The sequence below is a fragment of the Sorangium sp. So ce394 genome (assembly GCF_051474665.1).
Taxonomy (GTDB): domain Bacteria; phylum Myxococcota_A; class Polyangia; order Polyangiales; family Polyangiaceae; genus Sorangium; species Sorangium cellulosum_D.
Genome location: NZ_CP150339.1, coordinates 2,294,877 through 2,310,989 on the forward strand (window position 1 = coordinate 2,294,877; position 16,113 = coordinate 2,310,989).

The following is a 16,113-nucleotide window of genomic DNA, read 5'->3' on the forward strand; positions in this document are numbered from 1 at the left end:
CGGCCGCCCCAGCTGCGGCGGTATGCCTCCACCGCGCGCCGTCAGGGCGCCAAGGACGCCAGGAGAGCCCAGAGTGCACCTCTCGCTTCTCTCCTGGCGTCCCTGGCGCCCTGGCGGCTCGAGCTCTCCTCGTCCTCTCCTCGTCAGCTCCGCCGCCCGAACGCCTCGCTCCCGTGCTGAGCCCGCCGTCGCACGAGCGGGAATCAGTACGGGTGGAACGGGGTTTGAATAGAATCCAGAGAGCTCAACCGAGGCCGCCCCGGTCTGAGACGTGGATTACCCCTGACGCAACGATGGCCGTACGCTCTCTGCGACGAGGTCGAACATCGGCGGTCTCGCTCACGGTTCTCGCGCGGACGTAGGTCGCGCCGGCTGCTGCTCGGGAGGTAGGGAGGAGACGAATCGGCGTTCACCAGCAACCTCAGGAGAGTACCCATGGAACCGATCGCATTCGCAGACGAGAGCGTGGGCCTGGACGGCCTGATCGATGACGATTCGATCGAGCAGCTCAAATCGTTCTGCCGGGGCGAGATGTCCGCGGTGGAGACCTACCGTCAGGCGATCGCCGCCGCGCGCGAGGACTGGTTGGTGCGGCAGCTCCGGCGCAACCTGGCGTCGCACGAGGCGCGGGTGCAGATGCTGCGCCGGCGGATCGAGGAGCTCGGGGGCGACCCGCCGTCGAGCTCCGGGCCATGGGGCGCGTTCGCCAAGGTGGTCGAGCGGACCGCGGTGGCGCTCGGCCACAAGACGGCGCTCTCGGTGCTGGCGGAGGGCGAGGATCACGGCCTGAAGGACTACCGGAACGACCTTGAGGAGCTCGACTGTGAGTCGCACGTCCTGGTGCGCGACGTGATCCTGCCGCAGCAGGTGTCGACGCTCCGGACGCTGGCCGACCTCAAGCGCCAGCTGCCGTGACGCGGCCGGGCGCGGCGGATTGTTCCGGCGGGCGCGCCGTGCGATACTTCCCGACGTATGGCCAAGGCTGCCCTGGACATCGCCCGACTGAGCCGCGACGAGCAGCTCGACCTCCTCGACGAGCTCTGGGCTCGCCTCGGGCGAGACCCTGACGCGTTCCCTCTCAGCGACGCGCAGCGCGTCGAGCTCGAGCGGCGCCTTGACGAGCTCGAGGCTGAGGGACCGGTCGGGCTCACGTGGGGTGAGGTCGTCGCCCAGGCGCGCGCACGGTCACGGTGAGGGCGTCGTGGTCTTCGTCGCGTGCTTTCACACGCGCCGAAGACCCGAGTTCTAGAGCGCTTTTCGGCCGCGGCCGATACACCGTGCGTCGTCTCGTCCCCGTCTCCTGTCTTCCGTCTTCCGTCTTCCGTCTTCCGTCTTCCGTGCTCGTCCTTCGTGCGCGTGCGCGTGCGCGATTTTCCGGAGTCAGCGCGCACGCGCACGCGCACGGGGACGAGAGACGAGAGACGAGAGACGAGAGACGAGAGACGAGAGACGAGAGACGAGAGACGAGAGACGAGAGACGAGAGACGAGAGACGAGAGACGAGAGACGAGAGACGAGAGACGAGAGACGAGAGACGAGAGACGAGAGACGAGAGACGAGAGACGTCTGCATCGAACCCGAGTGCAAACCGCTCTAGAAGCCGAGCCGCTGAGGGCGGCGCTGGCCGCTCGTCGGGGAGAGCTCCCCGCTCAGCCCTTCACGTCGTACTCCGCCTGGAGCAGCTTCGCGATCGTCGACAGCTGCATGTTCGACGTCCCCTCGTAGATCTTCCCGATCTTCGCGTCGCGGTAGAGCTTCTCGACCGGATAGTCCTTGGTGAACCCGACGCCGCCCATGAACTCGATGCTCAACGACGCCGCCCGCTCGGCCACCTCGGACGCGAACAGCTTGGCCATCGCGGCCTCCTTCACGAACGGCTGGCCAGCGTCCTTGAGCCGCGCGGCGTTGTAGACGAGGAGGCGCGCGGCCTCGATCTCCATGGCCACCCGCGCATACTGGAACTGCACGCCCTGGAAGCTCGCGATCGACTGGCCGAACTGCTTCCGCTCGCCCATGTAGCGCATCGCGTGCTCGAACGCCCCGGCGGCCAGGCCGAGCATCTGCGCGCCGATGCCGATCCGACCCTCGTTCAACGTCTCGATCGCGATCTTGTAGCCCTTGCCGACCTCGCCGAGCACGTTGCCCTCCGGCACCTCGCAGTCCTCGAGGACGAGCTCGCACGTGCTGGAGGCGCGGATACCGAGCTTGTTCTCCTTCTTGCCCACCGAGAACCCAGGGGACGTCCGCTCGACCACGAAGGCCGTGATGCCCTTGTACCCCTTCGACGGGTCGACGCTGGCGAACACAAGGAACAGCGAGCTCTCGTTCGCGTTCGTGATCCACAGCTTGCGGCCGTTCAGCACCCAGCGGTCGCCCTTGCGCTCGGCCCGGGCCGCGAGCGCGAAGGCGTCCGAGCCGGAGCCCGCCTCGCTCAGCGCGTACGAGCCGACCCACTCCCGGCTCAGCCGCGGGAGATACCGCTCCTTCTGCGCGTCGCTGCCCCAGCGGAGGAGCGCGTTGGCCACGAGCGTGTTCTGCACGTCGATGAGCACGCTGATGCTCGGGTCGACAACGGCGAGCGCCTCGACGGCCAGGATCGCGTTGAAGAAGCTCGCGCCGGAGCCCCCGTACGACTCCGGGATCTCGATGGCCATGAGGCCGAGATCGAACAGCGGAGGGAGCAGATCGCGGTCGAGCGCGCCCTGCTCGTCCATCGCCGCCGCGCGCGGCGCGACGCGCTTCCGGGCGAAATCAAGCACCGAGTCGCGGAAGAGGCGCTCCTCGTCGGAGAGCTGGGTGAGCGGAGGATGGGACACGACGGTTTCTCCTTGTGGGTGCATGGCGCGGCGCGGCGGAGGCGACCGCGGCGTCCCACTATGCACCGCGAGGACCGCAGGCGAAAGCCGTTCGAGCGCGCCCGCGGCCCCCTCCGCCGCGGGCCGGCTCATCCGTTGTATCGCGCCTCGCGCGCCTCCCGCGCCTCGCGCGCCTCCCCCAGAGGGCCCGGAGGCCCGATCGTCCAGGCTGCTACGCGCTCTCCCCGGTCCCGGGCGCCGCGCGCGCTCCGCTGCGGGCGCGTCGCGCGGCGCGCCAGGCCCACGCGCTCACGCGCTCACGCGCTCACGCACGCCTGCCGGCGGGCGCGTCGCGCCGGCGGCACCGGAGCAGCGTGTGGGCGAGGCCGAGGTGGTCGATCTCCGCGTCGACGGTGAGCCCGGCCTCCTCGATGCAGCGCTTGATGTCGGCGGCGCTGTACATGCGGCTGTTCCCGTTCGCGAGGCACGTGAAATACAGGGAAGAGCCGTGCAGGCAGTGGACCGCCACCTCGTTTTCCTGACGATCCCAGAACGTGTCGAGGATCCAGAGCTCCGTGTGCTCCCCCATGGCGGCGCGCGCCCGCCGGAGGATCTGGGTGATGTCCGCCTCGGAGAAGCACACGAGGAACTGGCTCATCCAGATGGCGTCGAACCCCGTCGGGAACGCCTGTCCGTGATCCAGGAAGTCGATGGGCGTGCCCATGACGCGGCCGAGCAGGCCGTTCTGCTCCACGTTGACGCGCGCGTCCTCGAGCTGGCCCGGCAGGTCCAGGATCGTGACCCGCACGTCGGGGTCGTGCGTACAGCACTGGATCGCCCACCGGCCGGTGTTGCCGCCGATGTCGAGGAGCGTCTTCGGCCGCCGCTCGAACACGATGGGCAGCGCCTTCGGGAACGCCGAGTCGGAGTAGAGGTGATCGAAGGCGAACCAGCTCTCCCTCACCTTCGGCGGGAGCTCCGGGAGCGCCTCGTACACCGTCGGCCAATCGCCGAAGACCTTCAGGCCCGCCGGCTTGCCGCCCTCGATCGCCTCGTCGAGAAAGCGCATGCCCTCGTAGCAAACGTCATGGATGAAATCCATGTTGATACGGGTCATCCGGTCGTTCTCGACGACGAGCCCGACCCGCGTGATCGCGTAGCGCTCTTCACCTTCGCGCGCGCCTCGCCCGCCTTGCCCCTCTCGCCGGTCTCCGTTGCCGCCGGCGAGCTCCACGAGGCCGAAGCTCAGGCTCGCCTCCAGCAAGGTCTTGGCCGCATAGGCGGAGAGGCCGGTGTCCTGGGCCACCTCCGCCGCCGTCCGGCCGCCCTTGCCGGCGCGCTGGAGCGCCCTGAGCACGCCACGGTTTCTCATGACCCGCGCCACCTGGAACATGACGGGCGCGAACGCGATGCGCTGGGCGGCGAGCATGGCGTCGAGGGTGGGATTCGGGGCGGGATCGTTCTTCATCGAGCTCCGGTCGTCGGGGATTGAGGGGAGGGCGAGGCTAGCGAGCGCCCGCGCGCTGGAGGAGCAGGGCGAAGCCGCCGAGGCCCGTGAGCAGCGCGCACTCCGCCCGGCCCTCGTCGGCGAGCGAGATCCCCATCACGCCGCAGGCCAGGCCGAAGGCGAGGGTCGCGACGCCGAGCCGCCTCTCATCGGTCGGCCGGACGGACGGAGACGACGGTCGCGTGCGGTAGGGGCTTGCCACCCGGGGATGATACCACCGTCCCCGACGTCACAAGGACGCCGCGGCGATGTCGGTCAGCTCTTCGTCGGTGAGGGGGAGCGGGTTCGCCTTCATGCTGCTCGCCGCCCGGGCCTTCTGCACGAGCGCCGGGAGATCCGCCTCGCTCACGCCGTAGCGCCGCAGGCCCGGGATCGCGAGGTCGCGGCAGAGCTCGCGGACCCAGGCGATCCCCTCCTCGGCGACGGCCCCGGCCCGCCCGGTGACGAGCGCGGCGAGCTCGTCGAAGCGCGGCAGCGCCGGGTGCGCCGGGGCGCGGCCGCGCAGCGCCCGCAGGTTCACCTCGAGGACGGCCGGCAGGAGCGCGGCGCACACGGCGCCATGCGGCGCGTCGAACGTGCCCCCCACCGGCGCGGCGAAGCCGTGGACCGCCCCGAGGCCGGCGTTCGCAAGGCAGAGGCCGCCGAGCAGGCTGGCCACGGCGAGGTCGTCCCGCGCCGGCGCGTCCGCGCCCTCGAGGACCGCGCGGCGGAGCGAGCGCGCCGAGCGGCGGATGCCCTCGCGCGCGAGGCCGTCGGTGAGCGGGTTGCTGCGGATCGACAGGAGCGGCTCGATGAGCTGCGAGAGCGCGTCGAGCCCGCTCGAGGCGAGCACCTCGGGCGGCGCGCCCGCGAGCAGGTCGGGGTCGATGACCGCGAGGCGCGGCAGCATGTGCGGGCTGCGCAGGCTCGCCTTCACGCCGGCCTCCCGCGACGCGAGCACCGCGTTGCGCGTCACCTCCGAGCCGGTGCCCGCGGTCGTCGGGATCGCCACGAACGGCGCGGACGGCCGGGAGAGCGCCTGCCCCCGGCCGATGACCTCGAGGTAGTCGAGCGGGTCGCCGCCGTTCGCGAGCAGCGCGGCGATCGCCTTGCCGGCGTCGACCGCGCTGCCGCCGCCCAGGGCCACGACGACGTCGCACCGCTCGGCCGCGGCCCTCGCCGTGCCCTCGCGCGCGATCTCGACGGTGGGCTCGCCCGCGACGGCGAAGGTCACGGCGGCGATCTTCGCCTCGGCGAGCGCGGCGAGGAGCGGGGCGGCGCGGCCCGGGCGCTGCCCGGTGACGACGAGCGCCCGCGTCCCGCCGAGGCCCCGCACGGCCGCGGGCACCTCGGCGAGCTTGCCCGCGCCGAAGACGATGCGCGTGGCGGTGGCGAACTCGAAGGCGAGCTCGGAAGGCCCGGAAGGCGGAGGCGCCACGTCAATACCCCGCGTCGTCTGGGAAGACATTGACGTATTTCCGGCTGGTCCGCGGCTCGGCCATCATGTCGGCGACGGTGTCGCGCCACCGCTTGTAATGCTCCGTTTCCTTGTGCGCGGCCGGCGCCTCCTTGGTCCTGTAAACCTCGACGAGCACGAAGCGCGCGGGATCCTCGATGTCCTGGACGACGTCGAACCGGGCGATCCCCGGCTCCTTGACGCTCTCGCGCGCGTTGTCGAGCGTCGCCTGGCGGAAGGCGCTCACGTGCTCGGGTTTGACATGCACATGGACATGCACGATGAACAGGCTGCTCTGCATGCGCGCAATCTAGCTCGGTCGCGCTTCCGCAGGAACCCGGCTCGTGACGCGCGGGCGCGCGGGGCCTCACGGCGTCAGCTGGCCTAGCCGCGCGCGGGCCGCCCGGCGTCCCCGCGCCCGCGCGCCGCCCGGCGTCGCGCGCCCGTCGGCAGAGCGCCTTCGCCCCCTGCGTCCACTCCCGACTTGGCCCGGCCGGCTGCGGCGTTACGATCCCCGTGAATCGGCGGGTGGCCGGCAGGTGTCGAGTCCATCTGCGCCGCGAGCGAGGAAGGTCGATATGGCGGATCCGACCACGGAGAGCCCGCAGCCCGACGCTGCGCGCTCCATCGCGCTGGACTCCATCGAGTTCGTGTCCGATCACGGTCTCCTGAAGGGCTGCGAGGGAGGGACCGGCTGGAGGAACGCAGGGGAGCCGTGCCCCCAGCCCGAGTGGACGCCGGAGCGGTCCGTCCCGGTGTCGATCTCGATGGGCCGGAGCGTCGTCATCCGGCTCGGGCTGTCGTCGAGCGGCGGCGCGCCCGCGGCGCCGGTCGCGATCCGCGGCGTAGGGCCGGCGGGGATCACCTTCGAGAGCGGGGGGACTACCGCCTTCGGGGCGCCCGTCGAGCTCACGTCCTCGCGGAAGATCGAGAGGAGGATCCAGAAGCTCAACCTCAACCTGAGCTGGTCGGCGGGCGGAGGCGCCTCGCTGTCGCCCGGCCGCACCGCGAACGTCGTTTATGTCACGATGGGCAGGCCCCTGACCGACAGGCAGGATGTCTGGCAGGAAGACGGGGTGACCCTGAAGCGGATGGACAGGGCGGTCTCCTGGGTCGCGCCGCTCAACACCCTCGATCCACACGAGATCGTCGCGTCGATCATGGCCCGATTCCCGACGTACACGCTCCTGCCGAGCCCCAGGGTGCCCCGGGAGTACCACCACCCGACGTACCTGAACGACCAGGGCGGGGCCTGGGCGATGACCGATCACGTGGAGGAGACGGGCGAGTGTCAGGCGATCGTCCGCCTCCTCCGCGGCATGCTGCGCCAGCTCGGGATTCCCGGGCGGACCCGGATCCTCGTGGTCTGGGGAGATCCCAACGTCGGAGGCGGGCGCAAGACGCTGTCGGCCGATCTGGAGGAGCGGCCGTGGGCGGGGCTCGACACGACGCAGATCGTGGGGGGCCGCGTGTGGCGCGCGGCGCTCATCGACGGCCCGGTCGAGGAGGGGAGGACGTACCCCGCCTCCCATACGCGCCTCCCCGACGGGACGCTCAGCCCCGGGCTCAACCGGTACGAGGCGTGCCTCGAGTTCGCGCACGGCGGCGTGACGCGGTACTACGCGGGCGGCGCCGGGGTGTTCGACAGCGTGGAGCCGATCCTGGGCGTCTTCTGGGGGCTCATCTGGTTCAGCTCGGCGCCGAACGAGGGGTTCCGCGTCGAGAAGATCGTGGCGACATACCGATAGTCCGGAGGTCTCGATGAACGCGCAGGAATGTCTCACGCACGAGGTGGACGCGAAGGTCGCGGCGTGGCTCTCGGCCGTGGCGCGCGTGCCGCCGGGCGGCTTCGCGCCGGTCGCGCGGTTCGACGACGTGCCGGCCCAGGCGCGCGCCGACTCGCTCTACTGGTGCGACTCCATCTTCAGGAGCGAGCTCAACCCGCACAACGAGGCGGTGGGGGCGCGCCACGCGCTCCACGCCGCCACGGACGACACGCCCGATCTGCTCCGCCACGAGTACACTGCGGGCGGGCTCGGGCTCACCGTCACCGAGGGGCGCAATTTCGTGCTCGTCCAGGTCGACCGCGCGAGCGTCGATATCCTCGCTCTGTGCGGCACGGACCGCGCCGCCGCCGCGCGCCGGGTGGCCGAGGCGATCTTCAACACGGGCATCGCGTCGGACACGGTGGGCGTCCCGATGACCTCCGGCCCGGTGGGCTGCCCCGGCGAGATGCCCGAGCTCGAGGAGGGGGTGACGATCGCGAGCAATCCGGCCGTGGATCCGGAGCGGCTCGCCTGCTGGAAAGACCGCACGGAGTGCGGTGTTCAAGACGGGAGGCTCTATTTCCTCTGCTACAAGAAGTCGTCCCAGCGCGCGGGGTTCGCGAACCCCTGGCAGTGGTTCGACGACCAGAGGACCGGGGTCGGGTGACGCGCGGAGAGGCGTGAGGCGGCGGAGGAGAGCGGGGTAGGGGAGGGGAAGCCGCGGCGGCGGGGAGCGGGAGGAGGAGGGGGGAGGAAAGGAAGGAGGGGGGAGGAGGGGGGAGGAAAGGAAGGAGGGGGGAGGAGGGGGGAGGAAAGGAAGGAGGGGGGAGCAGGAGCGAGCAGGAGCGAGCAGGAGCGCGCTGCGCCGGTATTGCGTCTGCGCGCCGCGCGCGGGATGTTGCGCGGGTGGCGGGAGCACAGCATCCCAGGGTCTTGATCTTCCCAGGCGGCTCCGCGGGCGCGGCGCAGGCGCTCGCGGCCGCCCGCGGCTACGTCGCGGCCGTGGCCCGGGACATCGAGGCGGGGCTGGATCTCCTGGCGACCCAGCCGTTCGACGTGGCCGTGCTCGGGGCCGAGGGGCCGCTCCCCGAGGCGCTCGCGCTCTGCCGGAGGCTGCGCGCGGCGCCGGGCGGCGATCGCGTGGCCGTGGTCGCCGTCACCGGGAGCGCCGGCGCGGCCACGGCGCTGCTCGAGGCGGGCGCGACGGTCGTGGCGGAGGCGAGCGAGCCGTCGATCGCGATCCAGCTCGACGCCGCGGTGTGGTGGACGCGGCGGCCGTCGGCGCACGTGGCCGGCCGGGCGCCGGCGGAGCGCGCGCTGCTCGAGCGCGCCGCGCGGTCCTTCCGCGACGCGTCCACGGAGGTGATCGGCCTGTTCGTGTGGGACGCGGCGGGGGGCATCCTCGACGCGAACGACGCGTTCCTCGGCATGATCGGCTACGCGCGCGAGGACGTCGAGGCGGGCCGCCTGAACTGGGTGGCGATCACGCCGCCCGAGCTCCGCGACGCGGACCAGCGCGCGCTCTCGGAGGTCCTGAAGCACGGGATCTGCCCGCCGTTCGAGAAGGAGTTCCTCGCTCGCGACGGGCGGCGCCTGCCGGTGCTCCTCGCCCCCGCGCTGGTCGAGGGGTCCCGCGATCGCGGCGTCTGCTTCATCGTCGACATGACGGCGCGCAAGGCCGCCGAGGACGCGCTCCGCGCGAGTGAGGAGCGCATGCGGCTCGTCGTGCGCGCCACGAGCGACGCGTTCTGGGACTGGGACCTCTCGTCGGGGCGCGTCACCGGGAGCGAGCGGATGCGGAGCTTCTACGGCACGGGCGGCGCCGACATCGAGGAGGACGCGGTGTGGTGGTTCGAGCGCGTCCACCCCGACGATCGCGACCGCGTGATGAACGGGCTCAGGCGCGCGATGGAGGGGAGCGACGGCACGTTCGAGCTCTGGTATCGGTGCGTGCTCGCGGACGGCAGCTACGCCGACGTCCACGACCGGGGCATCGTCATGCGCGACGCGTGCGGCAGGGCGTACCGGATGCTCGGGGCCGTGTCCGACGTCACCGAGCGCCGGCAGCTGGAGGCGCGGCTCCTGCTCGCCGATCGCATGGCCTCGCTCGGCACGCTCGCGGCCGGGGTGGCGCACGAGATCAACAACCCCCTCGCGTACATGGTCGCGAACGTGGATTTCGCGCGTAAGGAGCTCCGCCAGAAGGGCGCCGCCGCGCGCTTCGACGCGCTCCTGTCGGCGCTCGACGAGGCCGCGGAGGGCGGCGCGCGCGTCCGGCACATCATGAGCGGCCTGAAGACGTTCTCGCGCGCCGACGACGGCGAGCTCGGCCCGGTCGAGGTCGACCGCGTGATCCAGCTCGTGCTGCGGATGGCGCAGCAGCAGATCCGGAGCAAGGCGCGGCTCGTCGTGGAGCTCGGCGCGGTGCCGCCCGTCCACGCGAACGAGGCGCAGCTCGGCCAGGTCATCCTGAACCTGCTCGTGAACGCCGCCCAGGCGTTGCCGGACGGCAAGGAGGCGGAGAACGAGATCCGGATCACCGCCGCGCCCGCGCCGCCCGGCCGCGTGCGCATCGAGGTGCGCGACACCGGGCCGGGGATCGCGCCCGAGCTCCGGAGCCGCATCTTCGACCCGTTCTTCACGACGAAGCCGATCGGGGAGGGGACGGGGCTCGGCCTCGCGATCTGCCACGGCATCGTGACGAGCTTCCGGGGCGAGATCGCGGTGGAGAGCGAGGTCGGCAAGGGCGCGTGCTTCCGCGTGCTCCTGCCCGCGTGGCGCGCGGACGTCGGCGAGGATCGCGACGGCGCGCCGGGCGACGCCGACGAGGTCCCCGAGGAGGCCGCGCAGTAGGCGTGGCGCGCCGTCCTCGACGGAGATGCCTCGAGGGAGAGGGGGAGGCCTCTCCCTCGAGGACCGCGCGCCGGGCTCGGGCGGGCTGCGCGCCGCTTCGTGGCACTGGCCGCTTGCGGCGGCGGTTGCGCGCGCTCAAGGTGCTTCACGGGCCCCATGAACGCTCGATCGGTCAGGGCCGCAGCTGGGCTGCCCGGCGGAGCAGCGGGAAGGGAGCGCGCCGCGCGGCGCGGTCCGGTGGTGAGGTTCGAGGATGATCGAGAAAACGGGCCGCATCCTGGTCGTCGAGGACGATCTGGACATCAGGAGCATCCTCTCGCAGCTCCTCGCGTTCGAGGGCTATGAGGTCGAGGAGGCGGCGGACGGCGCCGAGGCGCTCGCGCTGCTGCGCAAGGACGGGCCACCCGCGCTGATCCTGCTCGATCTCATGATGCCGATCATGGATGGATGGCAGCTCCGCGCCGAGCTCCAGCGCGACCCTGCGCTCTCGTCGGTCCCGGTGGTCATCGTATCCGCCGACGTGCGGGCCGAGCAGGAGGCGTCGCGCCTCTGCGCCGCGGGGCTCCTGAAGAAGCCGCTCCAGATCGAGCCGCTGCTCGAGCTGGTCCACCGCATCTGCGGCGCGCCGGCGCGGTGAGCCGGGCTGGCCCGGCCGCCGTGTCGGCGGATCGCATCCGCCGTTGACGCTCACCCTGCTCGCTCGGCGCCGCGCGCCCCTCGACTCGGCCCTCATGGGTTCGTCCGTCCGCGCGCATGCGCTCACCTCTCGGCCTGAACACCGCGCTCGACGGACAGAGATCGCGGCAGGTGAGCAACGGTATTGGTCGGTGTGTGTTCTGTATCGCATCAGCGCGTGAGTCGTCGTTCCAGGACTCGTCGCTTGTGCTCATGTGCCCTTGACAGAACGGAGCTCGATGTGATGGCGTATCCCGCGGGGGAAGAATGTACCTTCGGATGCCTGCCACGCCGCATCGCCTCCGCCGAGCCGGCGTGTGCGTCGCCCCTCGCCGACGAAGCACGCGCTGGGTGGAGATCGGGCTCTCGGTGGGAGTCGCGTCCCTGCTCTCGGCCTCGTGCACGCCCGAGGAGCCCGGTCGACCCGAGAACGCGATCGTCCTCGGGGCACTCCTGCCCTTCTCCGGCAGCGAGTCGTCCATCGGCCGCAACCTCGAGCAAGCGATGTTGCTCGCGGTCCATGACCTGAACGCCGCGGGGGGGATCGAGGGGCGGCCGTTCCACCTCCGGAGCCGAGACAGCCACTCCAGCTCGGAGCGCGGGTTCGATCAGCTGCTCCACCTGCTCTACACGGATGAGGTCCATTACCTGATCGGGCCAGAAGAGAACTCGCTCGCCAACAAGAGCGTGCAGGAGGTGAAGCTGGCCGACGCGTTTCAAATGCTGCCGGGCTATGCCGCGCCCCCCGTCGCGCGCAGCGAGGCGGACGGGGGCTGGATGCGGCTCGCCCCTTCCGCGTTCGACGTCGGCTGCACGCTGGCGCGCCTCGCCTTCGACGACGGCATCCCCACGGTGAACACCCTGGCCGCGTGGGACGACTACAACACCAGCGTCAGCAGCGAGTTCACCACCCACTTCGCGGCGCTCGGGGGGAGGAGCCTCGCCTCGGTGACGTTCAGGCCGGGCCAGCAGACGTATGCGAGCAAGATCGAGTCCGCCTTCGGCGCGAAGGCCGGCCGGACGCTGCTGGCCGCGTATCCCCGCACCGGCTCGACCATCGTGACCGAATGGACCGTCTTCGGGCGCCCGGGCACCTGGTTCCTCGGTCCCGCGCTGCGCACCGAGGTGCTCCTCGCCAACATCCCGACGGGCGCTCTCGACGGGCACGTCGGGGTGTCGCCGTCGCTCAGCCTGCGGAGCGAGTGCCGCGCGACGGCCGAGGGCCAGGGGGCGGTGGACTGCGCGACGGGCAACGCCGATGCCTTCATCGGGCACTTCTCCAGCGGGTGGGACGGCGAGGCGCCGCTGCCCGCGGCGCACTTCTATTACGACGGGGTCGTCCTCATCGCGATGGGCCTCGTGTACGCCCAGGCGAAGACCGGGGAGATCCCGACCTCGGGGCACGAGCTGCACGAGATCATCCGCGAGCTCAACGACCCGGCCCACGAGGCGGCCTCGTGGCGCGACCTGCCGGCGGCGATGACCAAGCTCCACGCGGGCATCCCGCTCCGCTACGTCGGCGCAGCCGCCGAGTACGAGTTCGATAGATACGGGGCGAACAGGCATTACTTCATGCAGCTGTGGACCGTCGACGGCGACGCCTTCGTCGATCTCGACCCCGTCCCCGTCGGCTGCTTTCCCGGGCGATGAGCCCGCTGCCAGATCGGAGCTTCACGTAAGGATACCGCGCATGGCCGGATGAACCACGGATCACAAAGGGGGTCTCATGAACAGGATTGGACGACGCTGGGTGGCGGCCTTCGGGCTCGCGCTGATGACGGCGGCATGTGGATCGGGCGACACCACCGGCGAGGGCGAGGAAGCCGCGCCCATCAAGCGCGCGCCGACGCCCGCGAGCGAGTTCACCGCGACGGAGATCGAGGCGACGCTCGACGCGCTCGTCGCCGAGATCAACGAGGGCGCCATCGAGCCGATGCAGATGGCGATCCTGCTGAAGGCCCTCGGCGGGTTCTTCACGCCGATCACCACGGGGGCGAACCGGGCCATGAGCGAGCTCGGGGTCACGGGGAACGTGGTCGGGCCCAGCGGAACGGGGGGCGATCATCAGCAGAGGGCGGAGGCCCAGAATGAGCAGATTGGACAGGCGGTGACGGACGGCGCCGAAGGGATCGGCATCTCCCCCTTCGGCGACGCCATCGCGGCCGGCATCGACGCGGCCGTCGCCGACGGGGTTCCTGTGGTGACGCTCGACACCGACGCCAAGAGCTCGAAGCGCTTCATCTATGTCGGGACGATCAGCGAAGCGGCCGGTAAGACGGCAGGAGAGACCCTGCTCAAGCTGCTGCCCGGGACGCCGGGGACGGTGGTGATCCACGGCAACGTCGACCCGTCCTGGCTCGACGGGCTGAACCGAATGCAGGGGGCCCGGGGCGTCCTCGAGAAGGCCGGTTACAAGGTCGTGGTGCGTCAAGTCACCTGGGGCCCGAACGGGGAGGTCGATGACGTCGCGGAGATGAGGACCTTCATCGAGACCGCTGACCCGCCGGTCGTGGGGCTGCTCGGCCTGCACGACATCTCGTACCGGTGCGCGATGGCCGCGGAGGCCGCGGGCCGGACGGACCTCCCGGTCGTCGCCTTCGACTACGATCTGAAGACCGTCGAGTACATGCGTCAGGGGCTCATCAGGGCGACGCACACCCAGCGGCAGTACTACGCGGGGTACCTCGTGCCCTACATCCTCTACGGCATCAGGACCATCGGCCTCGAGGCGACCAAGAAGGCCCTCGCCCCGCAGATGTTCGACGAGAGCCGGCTCGACGTCGGCCTGGACGTGGTGCTGTCGACCAAGGTCGACGAGTACAACCTCTTCCTCGACTCGCTCGGCGCGACTCAGTAGCGGTGCCGTAGCTCGAGGAAGACCTCGCGCGGCGAGAGCGGGTACTCGAAGCCCGAGAACCCGGGGTCCGGACCGGTGGCGCCGAGGAGGTTCTTGGCGCGGAGCGCGACGGTCGTCTCGTGACCCGGAATCACCCACAGGTTGCGCGCCACCAGGCTGGCGTTCCACAGGAGATACGGCGGCAGGTCGAAGCTGCGGCCGTTCTCCAGGATGCTCGCGTCCGCGGCGCGGCGCGGGCCGACGACGATCCCCTGCGTCGAGAGCTCCAGCGGGAGGGAGCTCGGCGACGGCAGCTTCACGTAGGCGCCGGCCCGGGCGACCCAGGTCGGGTAAGCGACCATCGCCGGACCGACCAGATCGGCCTGATAGCCCACCTGGCCGGAGTCCCGGGTCGAGTGGACCGTCTCGAACGACGCGTAGCCGCCGAGGGCGTCGCCGCGCCGCAGCTCGGCGCGCGTCGCCCAGAACACGGACGTCTGGCTGGCGAGGTTCTCGGCCGTCTGGTTGATGCCCCGCGGGACGAACTCTGCTTTGTCGTTCAGGCGGCTGTAGGACACGCTCGTGCTCGCCGAGGCCCAGGCGGTCGGCCGCCACGTCACCTCGGCGTCCACGGTGTGGATGCGCTGAGGCCTGAGATCCACGTTGCCGATCACGTCGCCCGGGACGAGGGGCTCGGCATAGAGCAGATACGGGGAAGGCGCCTTGAAGGCGCTGCCGTACAAGAGCTTCGCCACGACCGTCTTGCCGAGGTGCGACGTCGCCCCGAAGCGGCCGGTCATCTGATTGCCGTATTTGCTGTGGCGATCGTAGCGGAAGCCGCCGGTCACCTTCAGCCAGGGATCCAGCACCTTGAGGTTGGCGCTGAGCAGCGCCCCGACGTCGACCAGCTCGGCCGAGAGCCGCTCCCGCTCCGGCGAGCCGAACGCCTCGCCCGTGATCTTGCTGATCCGGCGGAAGGACGGCAGGTCCTCTTTGTCGTAGATGGACTCGAGGTTCAAGATCACGTTGAACCGGTCCCACGGAACCCACCGGAGCTCGACGTTGGCGTCGACGCCGCGGTAAGCCATGCGCCGCTCGATGTAGTACCAGCCGCCGGCGACGTCCACGCGGTCGCCCGGCAGGACGCCGCCCTGGAAGTACGTGCCCTGCACCGCGAACGCGAGCTCTCGGTTCAGCTGGAAGAGCCCGTCGAGCGCCACGCGGCGCTGTTGCAGGCTGATCACGGTGCCGGCCTCGCGCCCGGAGGCGTCCGTTCCGCCGGTGAGCTGCGCCCACTGCGCGAAATCGCCGCCGCGCCGGAAGCCGGACCAGTACGCGCTGAGCGCGAGGTGGTGGCCGTGGCTCGGATCGCGGAACGCGATGCGCGAGCCGACCACCCCGGAGAGGCGCTCGAGGTTCTGGGCGTCGACGCGCCCCTCGTTGTACATCGGGACGCGGGGGGCCGGGGACTGGCGAGGCATCTCCAGGCCGCTCCGATCGTCGAGCTCACCCGCGGCCGAGATCATCATGTCGAAGCGGCTGCTGCTCCAGCCTCCCACCACGTCGAGGCGGCCGCTCGGGTGATCCTTCGTCACGCCGGCGTGCACCGTGCCGTCGACGAAGGGGATGTCCTCCGGCGACAGGGTGATGATGTTGACGACGCCGAGGAACGCGTCCGCGCCGTAGAGCGCCGACGCCGGGCCGCGCACGACCTCGATCTGCTTGATGGCCGACAGCGGGATCAGCTCCGTGCCCAGCCAGTTGCCGCTGGTGGTCCGGAACGCGACCGAGCGACCGTCGATCATCACCTTGATCCCGCCGCTCTCGGCCCCGAGCCCGCCCGTCATCCCCTGCACGCCGGCGTTCGGCAGGATGTGGTCGTCCACCAGGTAAAAACCGATGACGTGCTGGAGCGCCTCGCCGACGCTCTTGTACCCCCAGCGCCGGATCTCCTCGGCGGTGATCGCCGTCACGAGGGCGGGCGCGTCGTCGAGGGTCTCCAGCGTCTTGCTGGCGGTGGACACCTCGACGTCGAGCAGCCGCAAGAGATCGACGCCCTCGAGCGCGTCATTGCGCTGCGCTTCCCCCGCGGACCTCGGCTCTCCCGGTGCTGTCGCGGCCGTCGGCTGAGCCCACGCGGCGCCCGGCGTCGCGGCGAGCACCAGGGCAACAATCCACTTGGTATCGAGCGAGGCAAAGGTCATGCGAGTACGCTTCGTTCTGAGCCTGCGGCCATGGTGGAATCGG

The 16,113-nt window shown here is 71.1% G+C and carries 14 protein-coding genes; 8 read left to right on the forward strand and 6 right to left on the reverse strand.

The window, feature by feature from the left end:
• Window positions 1-435: 435 nt before the first annotated feature.
• Together WMF33_RS08470 and WMF33_RS08475 are read left to right on the forward strand one after the other, a co-directional pair.
• A complete protein-coding gene (locus WMF33_RS08470) occupies window positions 436-915 on the forward strand; it encodes a DUF2383 domain-containing protein (RefSeq protein WP_020733668.1) in 480 nt (159 codons plus the stop codon).
• A gap of 57 nt (window positions 916-972) precedes the next feature.
• Entirely contained in the window at window positions 973-1,194 is a 222-nt protein-coding gene (locus tag WMF33_RS08475; RefSeq protein ID WP_437336668.1) for an addiction module protein, read from the forward strand.
• 454 nt (window positions 1,195-1,648) lie between these two features.
• Here the strand turns inward: WMF33_RS08475 and WMF33_RS08480 are convergent, their stop codons facing one another.
• The 5 genes from WMF33_RS08480 to WMF33_RS08500 form a co-directional block, all read right to left on the reverse strand.
• Complete coding sequence (locus WMF33_RS08480) at window positions 1,649-2,815, reverse strand: acyl-CoA dehydrogenase (protein ID WP_437336669.1); 1,167 nt, start codon at window positions 2,813-2,815, stop codon at window positions 1,649-1,651.
• A gap of 304 nt (window positions 2,816-3,119) precedes the next feature.
• The gene (locus WMF33_RS08485; RefSeq protein ID WP_437336670.1) at window positions 3,120-4,262 is read right to left on the reverse strand and encodes a class I SAM-dependent methyltransferase; all 1,143 of its coding nucleotides are present in this window, start codon (window positions 4,260-4,262) and stop codon (window positions 3,120-3,122) included.
• Between the two features lie 37 nt (window positions 4,263-4,299).
• Window positions 4,300-4,503, reverse strand: coding sequence for a hypothetical protein (locus WMF33_RS08490; protein WP_437336671.1), 204 nt, complete (start codon window positions 4,501-4,503; stop codon window positions 4,300-4,302).
• Between the two features lie 27 nt (window positions 4,504-4,530).
• Window positions 4,531-5,718 (reverse strand): iron-containing alcohol dehydrogenase, encoded by a 1,188-nt coding sequence (locus tag WMF33_RS08495; protein WP_061625984.1) that lies wholly within the window; start codon window positions 5,716-5,718, stop codon window positions 4,531-4,533.
• Window position 5,719: 1 nt separating this feature from the next.
• The gene (locus WMF33_RS08500) at window positions 5,720-6,037 is read right to left on the reverse strand and encodes a putative quinol monooxygenase (RefSeq protein ID WP_437336672.1); all 318 of its coding nucleotides are present in this window, start codon (window positions 6,035-6,037) and stop codon (window positions 5,720-5,722) included.
• 277 nt (window positions 6,038-6,314) lie between these two features.
• Here WMF33_RS08500 and WMF33_RS08505 point away from each other — a divergent pair, with 277 nt between their 5' ends.
• From WMF33_RS08505 to WMF33_RS08530, 6 genes are all read left to right on the forward strand, one after another.
• The gene (locus WMF33_RS08505) at window positions 6,315-7,484 is read left to right on the forward strand and encodes a hypothetical protein (protein ID WP_437336673.1); all 1,170 of its coding nucleotides are present in this window, start codon (window positions 6,315-6,317) and stop codon (window positions 7,482-7,484) included.
• 13 nt (window positions 7,485-7,497) lie between these two features.
• Window positions 7,498-8,169, forward strand: coding sequence for a hypothetical protein (locus WMF33_RS08510; RefSeq protein WP_437336674.1), 672 nt, complete (start codon window positions 7,498-7,500; stop codon window positions 8,167-8,169).
• A gap of 266 nt (window positions 8,170-8,435) precedes the next feature.
• The gene (locus WMF33_RS08515) at window positions 8,436-10,355 is read left to right on the forward strand and encodes an ATP-binding protein (protein ID WP_437336675.1); all 1,920 of its coding nucleotides are present in this window, start codon (window positions 8,436-8,438) and stop codon (window positions 10,353-10,355) included.
• A gap of 253 nt (window positions 10,356-10,608) precedes the next feature.
• On the forward strand, window positions 10,609-10,992 hold the full coding sequence (locus tag WMF33_RS08520) for a response regulator (protein ID WP_061628355.1): 384 nt from the start codon (window positions 10,609-10,611) through the stop codon (window positions 10,990-10,992).
• A gap of 407 nt (window positions 10,993-11,399) precedes the next feature.
• Entirely contained in the window at window positions 11,400-12,680 is a 1,281-nt protein-coding gene (locus WMF33_RS08525) for an ABC transporter substrate-binding protein (protein ID WP_437336676.1), read from the forward strand.
• A 76-nt stretch (window positions 12,681-12,756) separates the two neighbouring features.
• Complete coding sequence (locus WMF33_RS08530) at window positions 12,757-13,887, forward strand: substrate-binding domain-containing protein (RefSeq protein ID WP_437336677.1); 1,131 nt, start codon at window positions 12,757-12,759, stop codon at window positions 13,885-13,887.
• Here the strand turns inward: WMF33_RS08530 and WMF33_RS08535 are convergent.
• Complete coding sequence (locus WMF33_RS08535) at window positions 13,881-16,070, reverse strand: TonB-dependent receptor plug domain-containing protein (RefSeq protein WP_437336678.1); 2,190 nt, start codon at window positions 16,068-16,070, stop codon at window positions 13,881-13,883. The two genes, WMF33_RS08530 and WMF33_RS08535, sit on opposite strands and share 7 nt — an antisense overlap.
• Between the last annotated feature and the right edge of the window lie 43 nt (window positions 16,071-16,113).

Bases quoted from the DNA above. Each gene is read 5' to 3' on its own strand.
- WMF33_RS08470 (WP_020733668.1), top strand. From the start codon at position 436: ATGGAACCGATCGCATTCGCAGACGAGAGCGTGGGCCTGGACGGCCTG.
- WMF33_RS08475 (WP_437336668.1), top strand. From the start codon at position 973: ATGGCCAAGGCTGCCCTGGACATCGCCCGACTGAGCCGCGACGAGCAG.
- WMF33_RS08485 (WP_437336670.1), bottom strand. From the start codon at position 4,262: ATGAAGAACGATCCCGCCCCGAATCCCACCCTCGACGCCATGCTCGCC.
- WMF33_RS08500 (WP_437336672.1), bottom strand. From the start codon at position 6,037: ATGCAGAGCAGCCTGTTCATCGTGCATGTCCATGTGCATGTCAAACCC.
- WMF33_RS08505 (WP_437336673.1), top strand. From the start codon at position 6,315: ATGGCGGATCCGACCACGGAGAGCCCGCAGCCCGACGCTGCGCGCTCC.
- WMF33_RS08510 (WP_437336674.1), top strand. From the start codon at position 7,498: ATGAACGCGCAGGAATGTCTCACGCACGAGGTGGACGCGAAGGTCGCG.
- WMF33_RS08520 (WP_061628355.1), top strand. From the start codon at position 10,609: ATGATCGAGAAAACGGGCCGCATCCTGGTCGTCGAGGACGATCTGGAC.
- WMF33_RS08530 (WP_437336677.1), top strand. From the start codon at position 12,757: ATGAACAGGATTGGACGACGCTGGGTGGCGGCCTTCGGGCTCGCGCTG.
- WMF33_RS08535 (WP_437336678.1), bottom strand. From the start codon at position 16,070: ATGACCTTTGCCTCGCTCGATACCAAGTGGATTGTTGCCCTGGTGCTC.